The organism is Vibrio celticus, from assembly GCF_024347335.1.
Taxonomy (GTDB): domain Bacteria; phylum Pseudomonadota; class Gammaproteobacteria; order Enterobacterales; family Vibrionaceae; genus Vibrio; species Vibrio celticus.
In genome coordinates, this window is sequence record NZ_AP025463.1 from 218,087 (window position 1) to 238,204 (window position 20,118).

General features: G+C 44.8%; 17 protein-coding genes and 1 pseudogene. 7 read left to right on the top strand and 11 right to left on the bottom strand.

Going from position 1 to position 20,118, the window contains the following annotated elements:
• Window positions 1-5 precede the first annotated feature (5 nt).
• The 7 genes from pyrB to aspA all read right to left on the bottom strand — a co-directional run bounded on the left by pyrB (window position 6) and on the right by aspA (window position 10,484).
• A complete protein-coding gene (gene pyrB / locus OCV19_RS00990; protein ID WP_017083816.1) occupies window positions 6-935 on the bottom strand; it encodes an aspartate carbamoyltransferase in 930 nt (309 codons plus the stop codon).
• A gap of 484 nt (window positions 936-1,419) precedes the next feature.
• Entirely contained in the window at window positions 1,420-2,430 is a 1,011-nt protein-coding gene (locus OCV19_RS00995) for an ornithine carbamoyltransferase (RefSeq protein ID WP_017063666.1), read from the bottom strand.
• A 141-nt stretch (window positions 2,431-2,571) separates the two neighbouring features.
• Window positions 2,572-3,483, bottom strand: coding sequence for a carbamate kinase (gene arcC / locus OCV19_RS01000; RefSeq protein WP_019821541.1), 912 nt, complete (start codon window positions 3,481-3,483; stop codon window positions 2,572-2,574).
• 72 nt (window positions 3,484-3,555) lie between these two features.
• Entirely contained in the window at window positions 3,556-4,779 is a 1,224-nt protein-coding gene (gene arcA, locus OCV19_RS01005) for an arginine deiminase (protein WP_017630901.1), read from the bottom strand.
• 806 nt (window positions 4,780-5,585) lie between these two features.
• Window positions 5,586-7,034, bottom strand: a complete 1,449-nt coding sequence (locus OCV19_RS01010; protein WP_017062726.1) for a YfcC family protein — start codon at window positions 7,032-7,034, stop codon at window positions 5,586-5,588.
• Window positions 7,035-7,544: 510 nt separating this feature from the next.
• On the bottom strand, window positions 7,545-8,852 hold the full coding sequence (locus tag OCV19_RS01015) for an anaerobic C4-dicarboxylate transporter (protein WP_016767972.1): 1,308 nt from the start codon (window positions 8,850-8,852) through the stop codon (window positions 7,545-7,547).
• A gap of 180 nt (window positions 8,853-9,032) precedes the next feature.
• Entirely contained in the window at window positions 9,033-10,484 is a 1,452-nt protein-coding gene (aspA, locus tag OCV19_RS01020) for an aspartate ammonia-lyase (protein ID WP_019821539.1), read from the bottom strand.
• A gap of 284 nt (window positions 10,485-10,768) precedes the next feature.
• Between aspA and OCV19_RS01025 the strand changes: the two genes are divergently transcribed.
• Window positions 10,769-11,293, top strand: coding sequence for an FxsA family protein (locus OCV19_RS01025; RefSeq protein ID WP_012604974.1), 525 nt, complete (start codon window positions 10,769-10,771; stop codon window positions 11,291-11,293).
• A gap of 160 nt (window positions 11,294-11,453) precedes the next feature.
• Here the strand turns inward: OCV19_RS01025 and trmL are convergent, their stop codons facing one another.
• From trmL to OCV19_RS01040, 3 genes are all read right to left on the bottom strand, one after another.
• Window positions 11,454-11,933, bottom strand: a complete 480-nt coding sequence (trmL, locus tag OCV19_RS01030) for a tRNA (uridine(34)/cytosine(34)/5-carboxymethylaminomethyluridine(34)-2'-O)-methyltransferase TrmL (protein WP_009844716.1) — start codon at window positions 11,931-11,933, stop codon at window positions 11,454-11,456.
• Window positions 11,934-12,040: 107 nt separating this feature from the next.
• Window positions 12,041-13,420: an envelope stress sensor histidine kinase CpxA gene (gene cpxA / locus OCV19_RS01035; RefSeq protein ID WP_086738430.1), complete on the bottom strand. Its 1,380-nt coding sequence runs from the start codon at window positions 13,418-13,420 to the stop codon at window positions 12,041-12,043.
• Window positions 13,420-14,109 (bottom strand): response regulator, encoded by a 690-nt coding sequence (locus tag OCV19_RS01040; RefSeq protein WP_017063670.1) that lies wholly within the window; start codon window positions 14,107-14,109, stop codon window positions 13,420-13,422. The genes cpxA and OCV19_RS01040 overlap by 1 nt, the downstream gene beginning before the upstream one ends.
• 187 nt (window positions 14,110-14,296) lie before the next feature.
• On the opposite strand from OCV19_RS01040, the gene OCV19_RS01045 reads away from it, so the two are divergent.
• From OCV19_RS01045 to pfkA, 3 genes are all read left to right on the top strand, one after another.
• The gene (locus tag OCV19_RS01045; protein WP_017061162.1) at window positions 14,297-14,806 is read left to right on the top strand and encodes a CpxP family protein; all 510 of its coding nucleotides are present in this window, start codon (window positions 14,297-14,299) and stop codon (window positions 14,804-14,806) included.
• Window positions 14,807-14,970: 164 nt separating this feature from the next.
• Window positions 14,971-15,879 carry a CDF family cation-efflux transporter FieF gene (gene fieF, locus OCV19_RS01050; RefSeq protein WP_050649603.1) on the top strand — a complete coding sequence of 303 codons (909 nt, stop codon included), beginning with the start codon at window positions 14,971-14,973 and terminating at the stop codon, window positions 15,877-15,879.
• 317 nt (window positions 15,880-16,196) lie between these two features.
• On the top strand, window positions 16,197-17,159 hold the full coding sequence (gene pfkA, locus OCV19_RS01055; RefSeq protein ID WP_029405386.1) for a 6-phosphofructokinase: 963 nt from the start codon (window positions 16,197-16,199) through the stop codon (window positions 17,157-17,159).
• Between the two features lie 150 nt (window positions 17,160-17,309).
• Here the strand turns inward: pfkA and tpiA are convergent, their stop codons facing one another.
• Window positions 17,310-18,080, bottom strand: a complete 771-nt coding sequence (gene tpiA / locus OCV19_RS01060) for a triose-phosphate isomerase (RefSeq protein ID WP_017061158.1) — start codon at window positions 18,078-18,080, stop codon at window positions 17,310-17,312.
• Between the two features lie 249 nt (window positions 18,081-18,329).
• Here tpiA and OCV19_RS01065 point away from each other — a divergent pair, with 249 nt between their 5' ends.
• The 3 genes and pseudogenes from OCV19_RS01065 to OCV19_RS01075 form a co-directional block, all read left to right on the top strand.
• On the top strand, window positions 18,330-18,677 hold the full coding sequence (locus OCV19_RS01065) for a 5-carboxymethyl-2-hydroxymuconate Delta-isomerase (RefSeq protein ID WP_017061157.1): 348 nt from the start codon (window positions 18,330-18,332) through the stop codon (window positions 18,675-18,677).
• A 45-nt stretch (window positions 18,678-18,722) separates the two neighbouring features.
• Window positions 18,723-19,151 carry a DUF805 domain-containing protein gene (locus OCV19_RS01070; protein WP_065676603.1) on the top strand — a complete coding sequence of 143 codons (429 nt, stop codon included), beginning with the start codon at window positions 18,723-18,725 and terminating at the stop codon, window positions 19,149-19,151.
• 116 nt (window positions 19,152-19,267) lie between these two features.
• A pseudogene (locus OCV19_RS01075) lies at window positions 19,268-20,112 on the top strand (IS4 family transposase); the annotation flags it as partial.
• Window positions 20,113-20,118: the final 6 nt, after the last annotated feature.

The window sequence follows — 20,118 nt, forward strand, 5'->3', positions numbered from 1 at the left end:
CCTGCTTATAAAGTGTCGTTTAGAACTAGGGCTAATAAAGCTTCACGTGCATACACGCCGTTTTCAGCTTGTTCGAAGTAGTAAGCGTGTGGCGTTTTATCGACGTCAGTTGTGATTTCGTCGACACGTGGCAGTGGGTGAAGCACCTTCATGTTTTGGCGAGCGTCTTTCAGCGTATCGGCCGTCAGAATGTAAGCCGATTTCATGTGCGCGTATTCTGACGCATCAAAGCGCTCTTTCTGTACGCGAGTCATGTACAGAACATCCAGTTCAGGCACCACTTCTTCAATGCTGCTGTGGGTGCTGTATTGGATACCCATCTCTTCTAATTCTTCACAGATATAATCTGGCATCTCTAACACTTCTGGCGCGATAAAGAAGAAACGCACGTTATTGAATTTTGATAGTGCTTGCGTCAATGAGTGCACGGTACGGCCATATTTTAGGTCGCCAACAAATGCCACATTGAGGTTGTCGAGCGTGCCTTGCGTCTCGTAAATCGAGAACAGATCCAACAAGGTTTGTGTTGGGTGCTGATTGGCACCGTCGCCACCATTCACAATTGGCACACCGTTAGAGAACTCAGAGGCTAAACGTGCTGCGCCTTCTTGTGGGTGGCGCATTACAAAGGCGTCAACGTAAGATGAAATAACCTGCACCGAATCGGCAAGTGTTTCGCCTTTTTTCGCCAGCGATGTGTTACCGCCATTATCAAAACCGATGACCGTGCCACCTAGGCGTTGAACTGCGGTTTCAAATGAAAGGCGAGTTCGAGTTGACGGCTCAAAGAAGCAACTCGCCACCACCTTATTTTTCAGCAGCTCTGGATTTGGCTCTGCTTTGAGTCTTGCGGCAGTATCGACGATAAGCTCCAGTTCATCACGAGAGAGCTCTGGAATGGAGATGATGTGCTTGTTAAATAACGAATGCGCCATAACGGGTCTTCCTTTTTCTATGCATACAGTCAAATTTCGGACAAAAAAAAGCCCCCTAAAAATAGGAGGCTTCGAAACGATCAATAGAGCAAAATAAAAATGACACCACCGCCACTCTTTGGCGTGCAGTTTGACAATTATGTGCGACAGAATTGCGGTTCATTTTTTGCTCTCTTTAGACAAATTGCGGAGGATTATACTCAGATAAAAAGGCCATGCAATACTTTCTGTAAAGTATTCATTTAATGGATTTTTATGCGAAATAGTATCGATTTCTAGCTTCTATTTAAGCCTTTGTTGGAACTGAGGATCTCAGGCTTTTTCAGGTAATAATCTTATCTAGTACATGAAAAAAAATGCGGGTTTTATCCAAGGTCAAAATCCCAAGAACGCCACCCGCATTTCCCTGTTACTGCACTGAACTTGTCAATGCATTGCGAACAAGTGAGTGCTTAACTTTTTAACTTCGTAACTTTTAAATTTATTAGCTGCCTAGTGTCGCAACCATTACTGCTTTGATGGTGTGCATGCGGTTTTCTGCTTCATCGAACACGATTGAGTATTCAGACTCGACCACTTCATCCGTCACTTCTACGCCATCTTTAAGCTGCGGATATTCAGCAGCAAGTTGTTTGCCGACTGTTGTATCTTCACCGTGGAAAGCGGGTAGGCAGTGCATGAATTTCACATGTGGATTGCCTGTTGCTTTGATCATTTCCATGTTCACTTGGTAAGGCATCATTAGGTTGATACGCTCAGCCCATGCTTCTTTTGCTTCGCCCATCGATACCCAAACGTCGGTGTATAGGAAGTCACAACCTTGCACACCTTCTTGAACATCTTCTGTTAGCGTGATTTTGCCGCCAGTGTGTTCTGCGATTTCACGACATTGAGCCAGTAGCTCTTCTTGTGGCCAGAATTGTTTTGGAGCAACAAGGCGAATGTCCATACCCATTTTCGCAGCGCCAACCATTAGAGAGTTACCCATGTTGTTGCGAGCATCACCTAGGTAAGCAAAGCTGATTTCATGCAGTTGTTTACCACGGCCGTATTCCGTCATGGTTAGGAAGTCAGCTAGGATTTGTGTTGGGTGGAATTCGTCAGTCAGACCATTCCATACTGGAACTCCAGCGTAAGCGCCTAGCTCTTCAACAATCTCTTGACCAAAGCCGCGGTATTCAATGCCATCGTACATACGGCCAAGAACGCGAGCGGTGTCTTTCATTGATTCTTTGTGGCCAATTTGAGAGCCAGATGGGCCTAAGTAAGATACTCGAGCGCCTTGGTCGAATGCAGCAACTTCAAATGCACAGCGAGTACGAGTTGAGGTTTTCTCAAAGATAAGTGCAATGTTTTTGCCAGTCAGTGTTGGCTGTTCGTAACCGTTGTACTTCGCTTTTTTTAGCTCCATAGAAAGATCTAACAAGTGTTGAATTTCGCGTGGAGTGAAATCTAGTAGTTTTAGGAAGTTACGATTGCGTAGGTTAAAAGCCATGATGTATTCCTTCTTAGATTTAGGCGCTTTCCTGTTACAGGGAAATAAAATTCAAGAAAGCGCGATTCAATTTTTGTGTATTAATTTCAGTTCAAACGGTGATTCAGTTTTCTCGCAAGGTTTGAAAAGCTCGCGAGTGGATTAATCTTTGGTGATGTTGGTGCCCGCTAGGCCTTGCAGGATTTGCAAACCATCTTCGAGTGCACCAATACCGACGACTTTGCCGCCTTGCTGAATGAATTCGCACGATGCTTCAATTTTTGGCCCCATTGAGCCTGCATCAAATTCGAATTGCGCCAGTTCACTTGGTGTGGTGCTGCGCAGTGCGTGTTGAGTCGGTTTGCCCCAGTCAAGGTAAACAGCGTCCGCGTCGGTCAGAATAAGCAGTGCATCCGCATCCAATTGTTTCGCTAAGAAAGCCGCTGACATGTCTTTGTCGATAACCGCTTCAACACCCACTAATTTGCCGTTCTCTTTTTTCACTGGGATGCCACCGCCGCCAGTACAAATCACTAGGTGGCCTGCATCGATAAGCTGTGTGATCGCTTCGTGCTCAACAATGCCGGTAGGGCGTGGGCTTGGTACCACGCGACGGAAATGTTGGCCGTCAGGTTTTACTATCCAGTGGAATTTCTCTGCCAATTCACGCGCTTCTGCTTCTTCGTAGATCGGGCCAATCGGCTTGGTTGGATCCGCAAATGCAGGATCGTTTGGATCAACCGTCATTTGCGTCAACATGCATGAGATGTTGCGGTTAGGCAGATAGTTCTTGAACTCTTGCATCAGCATGTAGCCGATCATGCCTTGAGTCTCACTGCCTAACACATCTAGCGGATATGGATTTACTTTTTTGTATTCCAAACCTTGCAGAGCCAGTAAACCAACTTGTGGGCCATTACCGTGCACTAGAACCACGTTGTACACTTTCGCGATTTCAGAGATGGTTTTAACCGCAGTTTCAATATTACGGCGTTGAACGTCGGCTTCTAACGGTTCACCGCGACGAAGTAGGGCGTTACCGCCGAGTGCAACAACAACAGTTTGCTTAGTCATAATTGTGTTCTCTCATTTTGGCCAAGCTGAGATTATTTAAGATCATTCAACTTGGCCGTTTCGTCTTAGTGATTAGATACCATCACGCTCAATTGGGCAGCTCATGCAGCGTGCGCCACCGCGACCGCGGCCAAGTTCATCTCCAGGGATAGGAAGAACGGTGATGCCTGCTTTGTCGTATTTTTCGTTGGTGTAGGTATTGCCTTCGTAGCCAATCACGACGCCAGGTTTAACCGTTAGAACATTGTTTGCATCGTTCCACTGCTCACGCTCTGCATGGAAGTTGTCACCACCGGTCGTGATTAGGTTTAGCTTGTCTACGCCAAGTGCTTTTTCGATAGCCGTTACGAAGTAGCCTTCTTCTTTCACTTTCACTGCGCCAGACTCATCGCCAGTTAGGTTCCAGCACTGCACGTCTTTACTCACCACTTCAGGGTAAACAGAGAACGTATCTTCGTTCATGTGCGTCATCACGGTGTCTAAGTGCATGCAAGAGCGGTGTTTTGGTAGCTGCATGGCGATAACTTGTTTCGCTTGACCGTGTTTGAATAGGCTAGATGCTAAGTGCTCAACACCTTGTGCTGTTGTGCGCTCAGACATACCGATAAGTACTGTGCCGCGACCGATAACAAGAACGTCACCACCCTCAATGGTTGAGTTGTCGTAACTAATGCTTTCTTCATCGCCGAAGTATTTAATGAAGTCTTGGCCGGCGAATGTTGGGTGCCAGCGGTAAATAGCGCGAACGTGGTTGGTTTCACGTTGACGAGCTGGTTTCGCCATTGGGTTGATAGATACACCACCGTATACCCAGCAAGAGGTGTCGCGAGTAAATAGGTGATTTGGTAGTGGCTCGATAATGAAGTCAGTTGGTGCGTGCATGCCTTGCATCATTGAAGATGATTTCATTGGCATTTCAGCGTAAGACAGACCACCCGTTAGGATTTTCGCTAGCTCTAGGTTTGGTAAGTCACCCAAGTAGCAGCGCACATCGTTAGCAAAGGTTTTGCCTAAGCGGTAATCAGAAACTTGATGGCTCAAAAGCCAATCTTTCGCTTCTGGCACGGCTAGCGTGTCTGCTAGTAGGTCAGTAAGAAGAAGAACCTCAACACCTTGATCACGTAGCGTTTGAGTAAATGCATCATGCTCTTTACCTGCACGCTCAACAGCCAGTACGTCATCAAATAGCAAATCGTGACAGTTAGAGGGTGTTAAGTGAGTCAGTGCGCGTCTTGGGCGGTGAACTAGAACGCGGCGTAATTGACCTATTTCAGAACCTACATAGAACTTACTCATGATCGTCTCTCTCTTATATATTTTAATTACTTTTATCGCTAAGAGTAATTATTTATTTTCAGTTGAGATGAATGAATTATTTATTCATATCTCTTGTCTGGAATTAATATTACGCCTGCTAGTCAGGTATTCTTAGAGATCTATCACAAATCGTTTTTTCTCTCGCAGCCCTTTAAAATTAAGGGTTTTAACAAACTTTATGCACTTTTAGTTATGACTAATACCTTCTAAATAGTTAGCAGTTAGGGAACTTTATGCACGCTTTTTTGACGAAACTTACTAGAATCTAATTTACGAGGGATTATATGCAGAATAGTTTTATTGATAAGAGTGTACTTAGCTTGGAAGTATGCAGTGTTTTTATTTAGATATTTAATTTTGAATGTGGTATTAATTATTTATTAACAAAGTAAATGCGAATAAAGCTGTTGTGATCACATTTTAAAATCGGCTATTTAAGTGTGTTTTTTGATAAAAAAGGGCATTAACCCTCGTCTATTTATTAGGCTGTAAATTACTTTAAATATAATTAACGCTAATAAGTGACTAACTATTTGTTTAAACATCATGGTTGAAAATAGAGTGTTATTTCATCAAGAAAATTGGATGTTAAAAAGTAGGATTGATTCTTCTATTGCAAGCACTTTGAGTTTGGCTGAGCTTGGCTACGAACAGAAGATACCTTGAATATCGCGTGTATGGCTTTGAGGAGCTGTTTCAGTGGCCGAGGGTTACATTGAGAGAGAACAATAAAAAAGCCGCTGTGAGAAGCGGCTTTGGATGAGAAAGGAGTGAAGCGCTTTTAGTTAGATCAGCGCACCAATACTCAGTACAACAATACAAAACACCATTAAGATACCGACTAATGGCATCACCCATTTAACCCAGCGTACATAAGGGACGCGAGCAATCGCCAAGCCACCCATCACCACCGCAGAGGTTGGTGTAATTAGGTTCACCAAGCCAGATGCTGATTGGTACGCGGTGATCACCAGGTCACGACCTACGCCAGCAAAGTCGGCCAGTGGTGCCATGATTGGCATGGTCAGTACCGCTAAGCCAGAGGTCGATGGCACTAAGAACGACAGTAGAATCTCTAAGAAGAACATCACGTTAATGAAGATAACCGAAGAAAGCCCCGTTACCATCTGTTCTGCTGAGAAGAGAATGGTATCGGTGATCATACCGCGGTCCATCACCACCACGATACCACGTGCAATACCTATGATAAGCGCAACGCCAAGTAGGTCGCGGGCACCATCAATGAAGCTGGTGGTAAACTCTTCTTCGCTCATGCGAGCCACAATACCAACGATGATGGTTGCTGCTAGGAACATAGCTGAGATCTCAGCCATCCACCATCCAGCAACGGATACACCGTAAATCATCACAGCGAACGAGCCACCAAAAATGGTCAGAATCAGTTTGCGAGTCGCGGTGAATTCAAGTTTTTCGCCGCTCGCATTACCTAAGAAGTGCGCTTTGTTCTCTTCGTATTTGTCGTAGACAATTGATGTTGTTGGATCAGCTTGAACCATTCTTGCGTAACGCATCACGTAGGCAACACAAATACCCCAACCAATAATCAACATCGCAATGCGCAACACGATACCGTCTGTAAATGGAATACCAGAGGCGTTGGCAGCGATCACGGTTGCGAATGGGTTAATCGTTGAACCCAGCACCCCAATACCTGCGCCAAGCAGTACGGTCGCAGCAGCAACTAGAGGGTCAAAGCGAGCTGCCATCATTACAGGCACTAGCAATGTATAGAAGGGCAGTGATTCTTCCGCCATGCCGTAGACGGTACCACCTGCGGCAAATAGCGCCATCAGTATTGGTATCATCAACTCTTCTCGCCCTTCTAAGCGGGCGGTGACGCGCTCGATACCGGCATCAATGGCACCCGTTTTGGTTACTAGGCCTAAGAAGCCACCAATGATTAAGATGAACAGCGAAACGTCGATAGCCGCCGCTTCATAGCTATTGTGGTCGTAGAAGCCGTCAATAGGCGCTAGCAGTACATCAATCACGCCTTGAGGGTTACCTTCTACCGCTTGATAGGTTCCGGTTACGGGGACTTCTCGGCCTAGCTCTTCATTCATTGCACGGTCGTATTGGCCTGCTGGAACAATCCAGGTAAGCAGTGCGACGAACGCAATCAGAATAAATAGAATGGTGTAGGCAGAAGGGAATTTAAAGTTGGCAAAGAAGCCGCCCTTTTTTTTCTCGCTTGGTATCGTTTGAGTTGTCATGGCTATCTCCTTACATCATCTTAAATAGAAGTGATGTGAATTAGCGACTAATGATTTATAGATTGTAAATACACGGACACTTATAAAGCACTCAACGATATAAAGTTGCTGACTTTAAATTAAGTTTGTTTTTATATTTACTAATCCAAATGAAGTTAGATTTAATTTAGCTGAGGTTATTTTATTCCTTACTTTGGTATTTAAGTTTGGTGCTGTTCACAAAAATAATGGCTAATGAACGGGCTGAAAAATGGCAGAAAATCGTCTAGGTTTTTTGGTTAGTTAGCTTGGATTAATATTCGTTGTGGATTAACTAAAAGTGGGAGGAGATTGATTTGATAGGTGTTGTTTATGATCGGTCTGAATAATCTTGGAATTTTATTCAAACTTTATTTTTAGGCGGTTTTTAAAGTTTATAATGGTTATTTGATGCGTATCAAATAACACATTGAGCAGAAAACAAAAAAGGAAGCCGAAGCTTCCTTTTAAATGTTCAATCACCAGCGAATGTTAGATAAACAGACCGCCGAATGCGAAGCCTAGTGCTACCGCAGTACTGATTGTTGCCACACCAGGAATGAAGAATGGGTGGTTAAATACATACTTACCAATACGCGTTGAGCCTGTGTCATCCATCTCAACCGCTGCCAGTAGCGTAGGGTAAGTTGGAAGTACGAACAGTGCACTTACTGCAGCAAAAGAAGCCACGGCTGTTAGTGGTGCTACGCCAATCGCAAGAGCTGCAGGCATCAGTGCAACGGTTGTTGCACCTTGAGAGTAAAGCAGCATAGAAGCGAAGAACAGAACAAGAGCCAGCATCCAAGGGTAGTCAGCCAGTAGAGCGCCAGCTACGTCTTTGATTTCAGCAACGTGTGCGTTTACAAACGTTGAACCTAACCAAGCCACACCTAGTACACATACACACGCAGTCATACCAGAGCGGAATGTTGGCGCTGAAGAAATCTTCGCTGCATCAATCTTAGTGAACATAACAATTGCAGCAGCAGCTGCTAGCATCACAGACATGATTGCTTCGTTACGGCCCAGGGCTGGGTTTTCGATTAGGCCAACAGAGCTAGAGATAGCCGCTGCGTAACAAACCACGAAACCAATCGCCGCTAGGAAGATGTAAGTCGCTCTCTTCGCTGTTGGTAGAATTTCGCGCTTCTCTTCTGTTGCCAGTTTGATTAGACCTTTCTCTAAACGCTCTTGGTAAACAGGATCGTCTTTCAGTTCGCTACCCATGTAGTTAGCAACAACCGCACCAACCATACAAGCGATGAAGGTTGTTGGGATACAAACCATCAATAGCGTTAAGTAATCAACACCAAATGGCGCCAGCATCGCTGCGAAAGCCACAACTGCAGCCGAGATTGGCGAAGCTGTGATAGCAATTTGAGAAGCGACAACTGCGATAGACAGTGGACGAGAAGGACGAACACCTTGGCCTTTCGCTACTTCTGCAATAACAGGAAGCGTAGAGAATGCTGTATGACCAGTTCCCGCCATTAATGTCATTACAAAGGTCACAATCGGCGCGTAAAAGGTGATGCGTTCAGGGTGTTTACGCAAAAAGTTTTCGGCAATTTGTACCAACCAGTCCATACCGCCAGCAACTTGCATTGCAGCAATTGCGGTGATAACTGACATGATGATCAAGATTACGTCGATCGGGATGAAAGATTGGCTTGTTGGAACGCCAAGAATAAGTGAAAGGGCAATAACACCAGCACCACCGGCAAAACCAATACCGATACCGCCAATTCTGGCCCCCAAAAAGATAAAGAGCAGGACGACAAACAGTTCTACTGCAATCATAAGTAACACCTCATTTAGATTTTATTATGTGAACATTCGCAGCTGGAATGTTCACATAATAGTTCTATGGTTTAGATTCAATTTGGCAAAAGCGCAACCAATGGAAATCCACAAAATAATCATGGTTAACCGTATTGGAGCCTAAAAAAGGGCCCCGTTTGGAGCCCTTTCTCGCTAACTTTATTCGTAGCGCTTCGCTTTATACTGAGGATGCATCAAATTTTCAACAGAGAAAATGTCATCAAGTTCTTCTTCGGTTAATAAACCGCGCTCTAGAACCACATCACGCACGCTCTTACCTGTCTCAGCACAGATCTTACCAACAATGTCACCCTCGTGGTGGCCAATGTATGGGTTTAGGTAAGTAACGATACCGATAGAGTTAAATACGTGAGATTCACACACTTCTTTGTTTACAGTAATGCCGTCTACACACTTGTCGCGTAGGTTCACACAAGCGTTTGTTAGGATGTCTAGAGACTCAAACATGCTTTGTGCAATAACGGGTTCCATTACGTTCAGTTGCAGTTGACCACCTTCTGCAGCGAAAGAAACCGTGTTGTCGTTACCTAGAACTTTAAAGCAAACTTGGTTTACTACTTCTGGCACAACTGGGTTTACTTTAGCAGGCATGATTGAAGAACCGGCTTGCAGTTCAGGTAGGTTTAGCTCGTTCAGACCAGTACGAGGGCCAGAAGAAAGCAGACGCAAATCGTTACAAATTTTAGACAGTTTCACAGCTAGACGCTTAAGTGCGCCGTGCGTCATTACGTATGCGCCACAGTCAGATGTTGCTTCGATTAAATCTTCAGCCGCAACACACTCTAGGCCTGTTACTTCTGCTAGGTGTTTCACTGCTAGGCCTTGGTAACCCGGTGCTGCGTTCAGACCTGTACCGATAGCCGTTGCGCCTAGGTTTACTTCAAGCAGTAGTTTTGAAGTGTATTCTAGGTTTTTGATTTCTTCATTGATGGTTACAGCCCAAGCGTGGAACTCTTGGCCAACCGTCATTGGAACTGCGTCTTGAAGCTGAGTACGACCCATCTTCAAAATCGTGTTGAATTCTTGGCTCTTAAGCTCGAATGCACCTTTTAGGTATTCGATCGCATCAATCAGTTTACGAACGCTGTTGTAAACAGAGATACGGAAGCCAGTTGGGTAAGCACAGTTTGTAGATTGGCTGCGGTTTACATGGTCGTTCGGGTTGATGAACTCGTATTGGCCTTTTTCTTTGCCCATAAGTTCAAGAGCCACGTTCGCAACAACTTCGTTTGCGTTCATGTTTACAGAAGTACCAGCACCACCTTGGAAAACGTCCGATGGGAACTGATCCATGCACTTACCCGTGTCTAGAATTAGGTCACAAGCTTGGATGATGTATTTAGCCACTTCGCTTGGAATTACACCTAACTCTTTGTTTGCTAAAGCCGCTGCTTTCTTAGTCATCACCATACCGCGAACGAATTCAGGTACATCTGAGATCGTTACATTTGAGATGTTGAAGTTTTCAACTGCGCGTAGAGTGTGGATGCCGTAGTAAGCATCAGCCGGAACATGACGTTGACCTAATAGATCTTCTTCGAGACGAGTAGCTTGAGGAGCTTCAACTTGAGCTTCTGATTGAGTAGCCATAACAGGATCCTTAGAGAATTATTCTGATTATATAGTTAGTTATTAGCCTATTCTGTGTGCAAATACTCCGTTCGCTAGAATATTGGGCTGATAAATCCGTCCTGACTTATGTGGCACATGATACTGTACTTAGCGCATAAAAATATTAAGTGGATCACCTTTTTCGGTTTTGTTTCGTCAATATTTTGCAAAGTTATTCTTGGTCAATAAACACGCTTATTTACAGGATAAATTTGAGATTGTTAGGGCTTTCAGCGTAAACTGCAAGTAACAAAGGAGGGCGTGTGTTTCCTATCTTATTATTACTATTTATCTTCGTACCCATCATTGAGATTGGGCTATTTATTCAAGTTGGTGGCTTCTTAGGATTGTGGCCAACTATTGCGTTGGTTTTGATCACGGCATTTGTGGGTGCATCGCTGGTTCGTAGCCAAGGCATTCAGACACTTATGTCTGTGCAAGGTCGTTTGCAACAAGGCGAAATGCCAGCACAACAGATTCTTGAAGGCGTGATGCTTGCAGTTGCCGGTGTATTGCTGCTGACTCCGGGTTTTATGACGGACGCACTCGGTATGTTGGTATTGTTACCAGCACCAAGAGCGATGATTGCCAAGAAAATGATGGAAAAAATGGTGGTGACCAACATGTCTGGTGGTTTCCATGCCGGTGGACAAGCTGGTTTTGGCCAGAGCCCATTTGGACAAGACCCATTCAATCGCGATCCATCTGACCAATCAAAAGACGGCAACACCTTTGAAGGTGAGTTTGAGAAGAAAGACGACGACAACGATCGTAACCGCTTAAACTAATTAATTTTTTCTCTCTTTATATAGAGGGAAAACAGAAAAGGCTCTTACCTTTATCCTTCGCAAGAAAGTGATAATGGTAAGAGCCTTTTTTATTGTCTGTCGCTAGCTGTTACTTACTGTTTACTATCGATAACAGATAAAAGATAAGCTTGTTGTTCGGTTATACCGCGCCTTCAAAACCCATTTGTCGCCATGCTTCAAAAGCAATGATTGCCACTGCGTTAGACAGGTTCAGGCTGCGCGCGTCTGGCATCATTGGAATACGAATGCGTTGTTCCATTGGCATACTTTCGATGAACTCAGCAGGCAGCCCGCGAGTTTCTGGGCCAAACATCAACACATCACCTTGTTGGAATTTCGCATCAACGTGGTGGCCTGTCGTTTTAGTGGTGCAAGCAAAGATGCGGAAGTCACCCTCGCGTTCATTCTCTAGATACTCAAGGAAAGCTTCTAGGTTCTTGTGACGCTTAACTCGTGCAAGGTCGTGGTAATCCAATCCAGCACGACGAACCTTCTTCTCTTCAAAATCAAAGCCAAGCGGTTCAATCAGGTGCAGGTTTGCGCCGCAGTTAGCACATAGGCGGATGATGTTACCCGTATTGGGTGCAATTTCTGGTTCGTATAGAGCGATATCAAACATGTTGGTTCACAAGAGTAATCAAAGATAGCCCGAGTATACGGTGGCAAGCTGAGTGAGTACAGTTCACACCATAATGGCTATCACTATGGTGTGAATGTTGTCGGGGACTAGAGGGGGAGGATCGGCAAGCTGATTTCTATCTGTAATCCACCGAGTTGGCTGCGGGTCGCCGTGATGGTTCCGCTGTGTTGGCGAATCGCACTTTCAGTAATGGTTAATCCAAGACCTGTGCCGCCGGTATTACGATCACGGGCAGTGGAAACGCGATAGAAAGGTCTGAAGATAGAATCCAGCTCATCCTCTGGTACACCATCGCCATTATCGTTCACACAAATCGTCAGCTGATCTTGAACCACATGGAATTGCACATCCACTTGGTCTTTACCGTAGTAGATGGCATTGCGTGTAATGTTGTCTAGCGCACTCATCAGCAGTTTAGGGTTCCCCGAAATAGAGCGTTCTGGGATCTCCGAGAACGTCAGTTGTTTGCCCATCTGTTCGGCTTCAAACTCTGCGTCTTTTAAGATCTCTTCCCATAGGCTCGAGATAGGCTGAACCTCACGAGTAATATGGCTGTCGACCTGCATACGAGATAGCGTCAGCAGCTCACTGATCATCTGTTCCAAACGCTGTGCTTCGGTATCAATGCGTTCTAACTCTTGGCTCTCGCCTTGTTTACGAATCGCCAGTGCATTGGCCATGCGAAGACGTGTCAGTGGCGAGCGGAGCTCGTGTGAGATATCAGAGAGCAGGCGTTGTTGCCCCGAAATCATCTGGTTTACCGCTTCTACCATCTGGTTAAAGCTTTCACCCGCTTGTCTGAACTCTGAAGTACCTTTTTCGAGTGTTGGATCGACCTCGAATTGACCTTTCGCCACGCGTTGTGCCGCGCGTTCTAGCCTGCGAGCGGGTTGACTCAGTGCCCAAGCTAGCCAAAGCAATAGCGGGGTACTCGCCAACATAACCGCAAGCAGTAACTGCAGAGGTCTATCAAACAGGCGTAACAAGAACGGAGGTGGTTGAGTCCACTTTATTCCGGCGTACATCAACAACTCTTCACCCGCGAGTTTGATGGGTACTGGACCTGCCACCATGTAGTGTCCGTACAGTTTTTGTTTCGGCACTTCAGGGTTATCTATCGAGGTAACAAAGTTGCGAATCGCTTTAAGTTTGTAGTCTGAATGCCTTTTCGAGGTAAGGACTGCGCCCTCAAGATCGGTCAGATAGATGCGAGCGCGAGAATCCTTGCGGCTGCGTGGTGCCTCAAGTTGGAAGACAATCTTGCCCAGATTTGGTTCTTTGGCGTAGCGTTTCTCTGTGATTTTAGCGATACGCTCGAGTTTATCGAGGTGATCTGCAGGCACATCGCGCGCGACTCGAGGGTCTAAATGGGGAAGTGACAGCACCGACAAAAGCACCAGTAACATGGTGAACCAAAAGATAGCAAAGATACGTCCATATAAGCTGGTGATTTTAGGTATACGCATTAATCTTCCTCTACCAATAAGTAGCCACGGCCTCGTAAGGTTTTGATGCGTGATTTACCGTCAGTGCGCTCAGGAATTTTCTTACGCAGGTTGGAGATGTGCATGTCTATCGCACGGTCAAACGCTGCGAGCCTTTTACCTAATACATCTAGGCTCAATGCTTCTTTGGTGATCACTTGCCCTGGGTTTTGGATAAGGTGACTCAGTAGAGCGAACTCGGTGGTGGTGAGATCGATGAGCTCACCATTGCAGTAGGCTTCTTGTTTACCCGGGAAAACTTCGATGTCTTGATATTGAACTCTATCACTGGCCGCTTTAGGCGCGGTGGCGGTTTGAGTTCGACGCAAGATAGCTCGAATACGCGCTAACAATTCTCGGTCACTGAAAGGTTTAGGCAGGTAATCGTCCGCGCCAAGCTCAAGACCAATCACACGGTCGATCTCTTCGCCTTTTGCGGTCAGCATCAGCACTGGTGTTTCCCAATTTTCTCTCAGTTTCTTTAGTGTTTCCATGCCATTAAGACGCGGCATCATCACATCCAAAAGAATCAGGTCAATCTCATCATTGATAGCTTCCAGCCCTGCATAGCCATCATTGGCTTCGGAAACAGTGAAGCCCTCAAAGCTCAGAATGTCTTTGAGTAAGCTGGTTAACTCGGTGTCGTCATCAATAAGAAGAATGTTCGCCATTGGGAAGCCTTAATCGGTTATCTACTATTTACAGGTTAATAATACTGCTAATTATTCGTCAACTTTCACTCTTTACGATTCTTTACGCTTTCTAAACGTCACTTTACGAGGGAAAGACTAATCTATATCTAAGCGCTGAGAAACAGACGCAACACATGACTTATTATACCGAATTGAGGCAACAATTATGAAAATGACTAAGAAACTTGTACTAGCAGCTGCGGCACTTCCACTAATGTTAGGTACAGCAAGCGCGTTCGCATATGGCGGCGGCGATAAAGGCGACCATAAAGGCATGCACGGTAAATGTGGTGGCTTCGATAAGAAAGTGATGCGTCAACTAGACCTGACTGATGCACAAAAAACAGAATTGAAAGAGATGCGCGAAGCGAACCGCGCTGAGATGAAAGAAAAACACGCTGGCAATAAAGCCGATAAAATGGCGAAAATGAAAGCGCACCAAGAAAAAGTTCAAGCATTGGTACTGGCTGACAATTTTGACGAAGCAGCAGCAAACGACCTAGCAAGCCAAATGGTTGAGAAGCAAACTGAGCGTCGCGTAGCAATGCTTAAGAAGCAACACGAAATGATGAGCGTACTAACGGCTGAGCAAAAGACTCAACTGAAAGAAATCCAACAAGAGCGCATGACTAAGTGTGCTGACAAAATGGAAAAACGCATGAACAAAGACAAGTAATTCATTGCTTGATAAATCAGCGTTGAATGAAAGTGTTTAGAAAGAAGCGGCCGAGTGCCGCTTTTTTTGATCTTTAAAAATGAATGTTTTACATCATGGCTGTCATATTCAATTGGTGGTTTGCAGGTTATACTTTGTGCTATCAGTCACTTTATAGCCAAGTTATGAAACAAGAATACGCACGTTTAGTTACGCTCGCCGCTTGGGCAGCCACAACCATCGCCACTATTTTATTGATAGTGAAAGTCGCAGCTTGGTGGGTGACAGGTTCCGTGAGTCTGTTGGCTTCCGTCGTGGATTCAATGCTGGATATCGCGGCCTCTGTCGTTAACCTTATCGTGGTTCGTTACTCTCTGCAGCCTGCCGACAAAGAGCACACCTTTGGTCATGGTAAGGCTGAATCTCTAGCTGCATTAGCGCAGGCAATGTTTATTTCAGGCTCTGCATGTTTCCTTATTCTCAATGGTATTGAACGCTTCTTCCGACCTCATGAACTGAACTCTCCAGAAATTGGTATCTACGTCAGCCTGTTCGCGATAGTGATGACGTTTGGTCTGGTTCGTTTCCAAAAACATGTGGTCAACAAAACGGGCAGCCAAGCAATTGCAGCCGATTCATTGCACTATCAATCAGACCTTTATATGAACGCTGCGATCATGCTGGCACTGGCATTGAGCTGGTTTGGGATTGGTCAGGCGGACTCAGTATTCGCGGTCGGTATCGGTATCTACATTCTGTACAGCGCTTATCAAATGGCGATGGAAGCGGTTCAGTCTCTGCTTGATCATAAGCTGCCAGATGATGAGCTAAAACAGATTAAAGAGACATCATTGAGCGTGGAAGGCGTGCTGGGTGTGCATCAATTACGAACGCGTCGCTCGGGGCCAATACGCTTCATCCAACTGCATCTAGAATTGGAAGATAATATCCCACTAATTGAAGCGCATCGCATTTCTGACGAAGTAGAGGCTAAGCTTATCTCCGTGTTCCCTGATGCTGATGTATTAATTCACCAAGACCCGTATTCGGTCGTATTTGGACCAGAGAAGCAGCAGAAATTCCACTCGTGGTAATGCGTGCTAAAAATCAGCGGGCAAATGGTAAGTGGGTGGCTTTTGAACTAAAGTGAGTAAAAATTACTAACTGTTAGGTGATTCAAAAACCACCTTAGTAACAATTAATGTTGATTCTGATGTGAATCAACAAAGTTATTGAGTAAAACTGTAATACTCTTACAGAAGTAGAAATGTTACATAATTTTACGCGATTTGAGTGCTATTCCTGTTGAGGAAATGTAACATAACGCACAAATATAGATTTAAAATCTTGTTGATATACAATCAGCAAGAACAAGAATTGAATAATAGATTCCCAAAAATCGAGGGTGAGCATGATTAAGAAGATCGGTGTTTTGACCAGTGGTGGTGACGCTCCAGGTATGAACGCAGCAGTTCGCGGCGTTGTTCGTACTGCGTTATCAGTTGGCATTGAAGTTTACGGTATTTACGATGGCTACCAAGGCCTTGTTGAAGACCGTATCGAAAAGCTTGACCGTTCAAGCGTATCTGACGTGATCAACCGTGGTGGTACTTTCTTAGGTTCTGCACGTTTCCCTGAATTTAAAGACGTTGCTGTTCGTGAGAAAGGCATTGAGAACCTTAAGAAGCACGGCATCGAAGCACTTGTTGTTATCGGTGGTGACGGTTCTTACATGGGTGCTAAAAAACTGACTGAAATGGGTTACCCATGTATCGGTCTTCCAGGCACAATCGATAACGATATCGCGGGTACTGACTACACAATCGGCTACCTAACAGCGCTTAACACTGTTATTGATTCAATTGACCGTCTACGTGACACGTCTTCTTCTCACCAACGTATTTCTATTGTTGAAATCATGGGCCGTCACTGTGGTGACCTTACGCTTATGTCAGCAATCGCGGGTGGTTGTGAGTACATCATTACTCCAGAGACTGGCCTAGATAAACAACAGCTTATCAGCAACATCCAAGATGGTATTGCTAAAGGTAAGAAGCACGCAATCATCGCTCTAACTGAGCTAATGATGGATGCGAACGAACTGGCTAAAGAGATTGAATCTTCAACTGGTCGTGAAACTCGTGCAACGGTTCTTGGTCACATCCAACGTGGTGGTCGTCCTACTGCATTTGACCGTGTACTGGCTTCTCGCATGGGTAACTACGCTGTTCACCTTCTTCAAGAAGGTCACGGTGGTCGTTGTGTTGGTATCGAGAAAGAAGAACTTGTTCACCACGACATCATCGACTGTATCGAGAACATGCAGAACCCAGACCGTTCTGAGCTGTTCCGCGTTGCAGAAGAGTTGTTCTAAGCCACGCCTAGCGTTCGCTTAAAGAATTTAAAAACCGCTGATTGTTCAGCGGTTTTTTTGTGCCTGCCGTTTGAGGTTTCTGGAATGACAGGCAACAAAAAAGGCCAACCTAAGTTGACCTTTCATCTAATCTAAACGGTGACGTTTAAATTAAGCTTTTGCTTCAGCTGCTGCTTTAGCGATAGCTGCGAAGCTTTTCGCGTCTAGCGCTGCGCCGCCAACTAGAGCACCGTCGATGTCTGGTTGTGCGAAGTAAGCTGCTGCGTTTTCTGGCTTAACAGAACCGCCGTATTGGATAACAACTTTCTTAGCAACTTCTTCAGATTTCTCTGCGATGTGTGCACGGATTTGAGCGTGGATGCGTTGTGCATCTTCAGCGGTAGCTGCTTTACCAGTACCGATAGCCCAGATTGGTTCGTAAGCGATGATAGCGCCTTCAAGAGCTTCAACACCTTGAGTGTTGATAACAGCGTCAAGTTGACGAGCACATACAGCAACAGTTTCGCCGGCTTCGTTTTGTGCTTCAGATTCACCGATACAAAGAACTGGAGTTAGGCCGTTCTCTTTTAGGAATGCGAATTTCTTAGCTACGAACTCATCTGATTCGTTGTGGTATTCACGACGCTCAGAGTGACCGATGATGATGTGAGATGCGCCGAACTCTTTAAGCATTGCTGGAGACATGTCGCCAGTGAATGCACCGCTGTTGTTTAGGTCAGAGTTTTGAGCACCTAGGATGATCGCGCTGCCAGCTTCAGTAAGCGTACGCTCAGCAAGATCAACGAAAAGTGCTGGTGGAGCAACTGCTACGTCTACGCCTGTTACGCCTTCAAGTTCAGCGTTAAGACCGTTTAGTAGATCAACAACCATTTCTTTGCTGCCGTTTAGTTTCCAGTTACCCATAACTACAGGATGACGCATAGGAATATCTCCAAAGTATTTAAATAAATCGAATGTAAAAAAGTAAACTTTATTACGAAATAATATAACAGATTAATATCAACAGATCATGACTGTGGTCATGACTTTCTTGGATCTTACTCAATGGTCAGAGTAGATTTTGAGCATATATCAGTGATCCGGCAGACAGAATAATAGCTAACTTCTCGGATTTTTCATCGTTAGTTGTTATTAAGGGACAAACGATTGCGTTAACAACAGGAAGTAACAATGCCGAATCTAGTTCTAGAGTACTCCAATTCAGTGGATGAGCGAGTAAATATCCAAGGCTTACTGGAAGATCTCCACCAAGTTGCTCTCACATGTGGCTTGTTTGATGTGCCATCAGTGAAATCTCGTTCACTGCGTTGCCATAATTGGTTGGTCGGTGATGAGGAAGATAGTGTAGACTTTATTCATATCAGCTTTGAGTTACTTTCGGGACGAACGGAAGAGCAAAAGCGAGAATTGTCACGATCGTTAATGCAGATCCTGCAAGAACAAGCGAGTCATGTAAGAAGCTTAACGGTGAATATTCGTGATATGGATAAAAGTTGCTTTCAAAAAGTAATAAACTAACCATTGCTGCTGACTTTTAGCGGCGTATAAATTTGAGTATTTAAGATGTCGATGAAAGAATTACTGCTCTCTTTCAAGGGGAGAATTGGTCGTAAGACTTACTGGATTTGGAATGTTTTCTACTACATAGCGATTACCGGTTTTGCTTCAGGTATCTCTGTGTTGTTCCCTGCTTACTCTTATATCCTGCTACCAATCGTCCTATTGATGCTTGTGATCCCAGACCTTGCGGTAACCGCTAAGCGCTGGCACGACCGCAATAAGTCTAATTACTGGCTACTATTGAATGTGCCATTAGTATTGGGTCGTTTAGCTTCGCCAATGGTTGCAACGACGACAGAGCCGGTATCGCCAATTCATATGGCGGCAACCGTCGCGGCATTAGTGTGTGGTTTCTGGATTCTGATTGAGTGTGGTTTGTTGAAAGGTACAGAAGGCCGTAATGACTACGGCGAAGACCCATGTAAATATTGATCGATAAGAAGGGAGCATTAAGCTCTAATGCCGATCAGTTAAAGCCAAAGTGATCGGTTGAACGATCCTTCAGAGCTGTCAAAATCCAAGTGTATTTAATGCACTTGGATTTTTTTATGGATGTTTCTCAAGCTCTAAACATAATTAATGATTGGAAACCTAGCAACGTTGAAACTTTGTCTGACTTGCTTCCAATTGACCTCATCGACGAAGCTTATTCTCTTACTGATACCGTCACGATGAGAAAGAGGAAATTAACTTTAGAATCCATGGTGTGGCTGCTTGTTGGAATGGCTATCTATAACAGTAAATCCATGAAAGATTTAGTGAACCAACTTGATATTGTCGACCGTACAGGTAAAGCTTTTGTCGCACCAAGTGCGTTAACTCAACGTCGAAAGACGTTGGGTGAAGACGCAATTAAAGCGGTCTTTGAGCGAATGACTACGTCATGGTTAAAAAGTGCAAAGTTACCCCAGTGGAATGGATTAACGCTTCTTGGCGTCGATGGCGTTGTTTGGCGAACGCCCGATAACCCGCAAAATGAAAAGGCATTTTCTCGACAAAAAGGGACGCAATATCCGCAAGTGAGAATGGTCTGCCAAATGGAACTAAGCAGTCACATTATTACGGCCAGTGCCTTTGATAATTACAATACAAACGAAATGATATTAGCTGAAAAACTGATAGAAACAACACCAAACCATAGCGTGACAATGTTCGATAAGGGTTCTATTCTTTAGGCTTATTACATAAATGGCAAGACTCTGGCTCAGAGCGTCATTGGCTTATCCCCCTCAAGAAAAATACACAATATGACATTGTTCAATCTTTAGGGCGAAATGACAAACTGGTTCAATTACACAGTAACCCAAGGGCTAGAAAGCTATGGCCTGATTTACCAAAGTCGATAACCGCTCGACTTGTCACTCGTAAAATTAAAGGAAAAGACTACCAAGTATTCATA

Excerpts from the sequence above, each read along its gene's own strand:
- OCV19_RS01070 (WP_065676603.1), top strand. The coding sequence starts at position 18,723 with ATGTCGATGAAAGAATTACTGCTCTCTTTCAAGGGGAGAATTGGTCGT.
- aspA (WP_019821539.1), bottom strand. The coding sequence starts at position 10,484 with ATGGCTACTCAATCAGAAGCTCAAGTTGAAGCTCCTCAAGCTACTCGT.
- OCV19_RS01045 (WP_017061162.1), top strand. The coding sequence starts at position 14,297 with ATGAAAATGACTAAGAAACTTGTACTAGCAGCTGCGGCACTTCCACTA.
- OCV19_RS00995 (WP_017063666.1), bottom strand. The coding sequence starts at position 2,430 with ATGGCTTTTAACCTACGCAATCGTAACTTCCTAAAACTACTAGATTTC.
- OCV19_RS01010 (WP_017062726.1), bottom strand. The coding sequence starts at position 7,034 with ATGACAACTCAAACGATACCAAGCGAGAAAAAAAAGGGCGGCTTCTTT.
- OCV19_RS01040 (WP_017063670.1), bottom strand. The coding sequence starts at position 14,109 with ATGGCGAACATTCTTCTTATTGATGACGACACCGAGTTAACCAGCTTA.
- pyrB (WP_017083816.1), bottom strand. The coding sequence starts at position 935 with ATGGCGCATTCGTTATTTAACAAGCACATCATCTCCATTCCAGAGCTC.
- cpxA (WP_086738430.1), bottom strand. The coding sequence starts at position 13,420 with ATGCGTATACCTAAAATCACCAGCTTATATGGACGTATCTTTGCTATC.
- fieF (WP_050649603.1), top strand. The coding sequence starts at position 14,971 with ATGAAACAAGAATACGCACGTTTAGTTACGCTCGCCGCTTGGGCAGCC.
- OCV19_RS01015 (WP_016767972.1), bottom strand. The coding sequence starts at position 8,852 with ATGATTGCAGTAGAACTGTTTGTCGTCCTGCTCTTTATCTTTTTGGGG.
- tpiA (WP_017061158.1), bottom strand. The coding sequence starts at position 18,080 with ATGCGTCATCCTGTAGTTATGGGTAACTGGAAACTAAACGGCAGCAAA.
- trmL (WP_009844716.1), bottom strand. The coding sequence starts at position 11,933 with ATGTTTGATATCGCTCTATACGAACCAGAAATTGCACCCAATACGGGT.
- pfkA (WP_029405386.1), top strand. The coding sequence starts at position 16,197 with ATGATTAAGAAGATCGGTGTTTTGACCAGTGGTGGTGACGCTCCAGGT.
- arcA (WP_017630901.1), bottom strand. The coding sequence starts at position 4,779 with ATGAGTAAGTTCTATGTAGGTTCTGAAATAGGTCAATTACGCCGCGTT.
- OCV19_RS01065 (WP_017061157.1), top strand. The coding sequence starts at position 18,330 with ATGCCGAATCTAGTTCTAGAGTACTCCAATTCAGTGGATGAGCGAGTA.
- arcC (WP_019821541.1), bottom strand. The coding sequence starts at position 3,483 with ATGACTAAGCAAACTGTTGTTGTTGCACTCGGCGGTAACGCCCTACTT.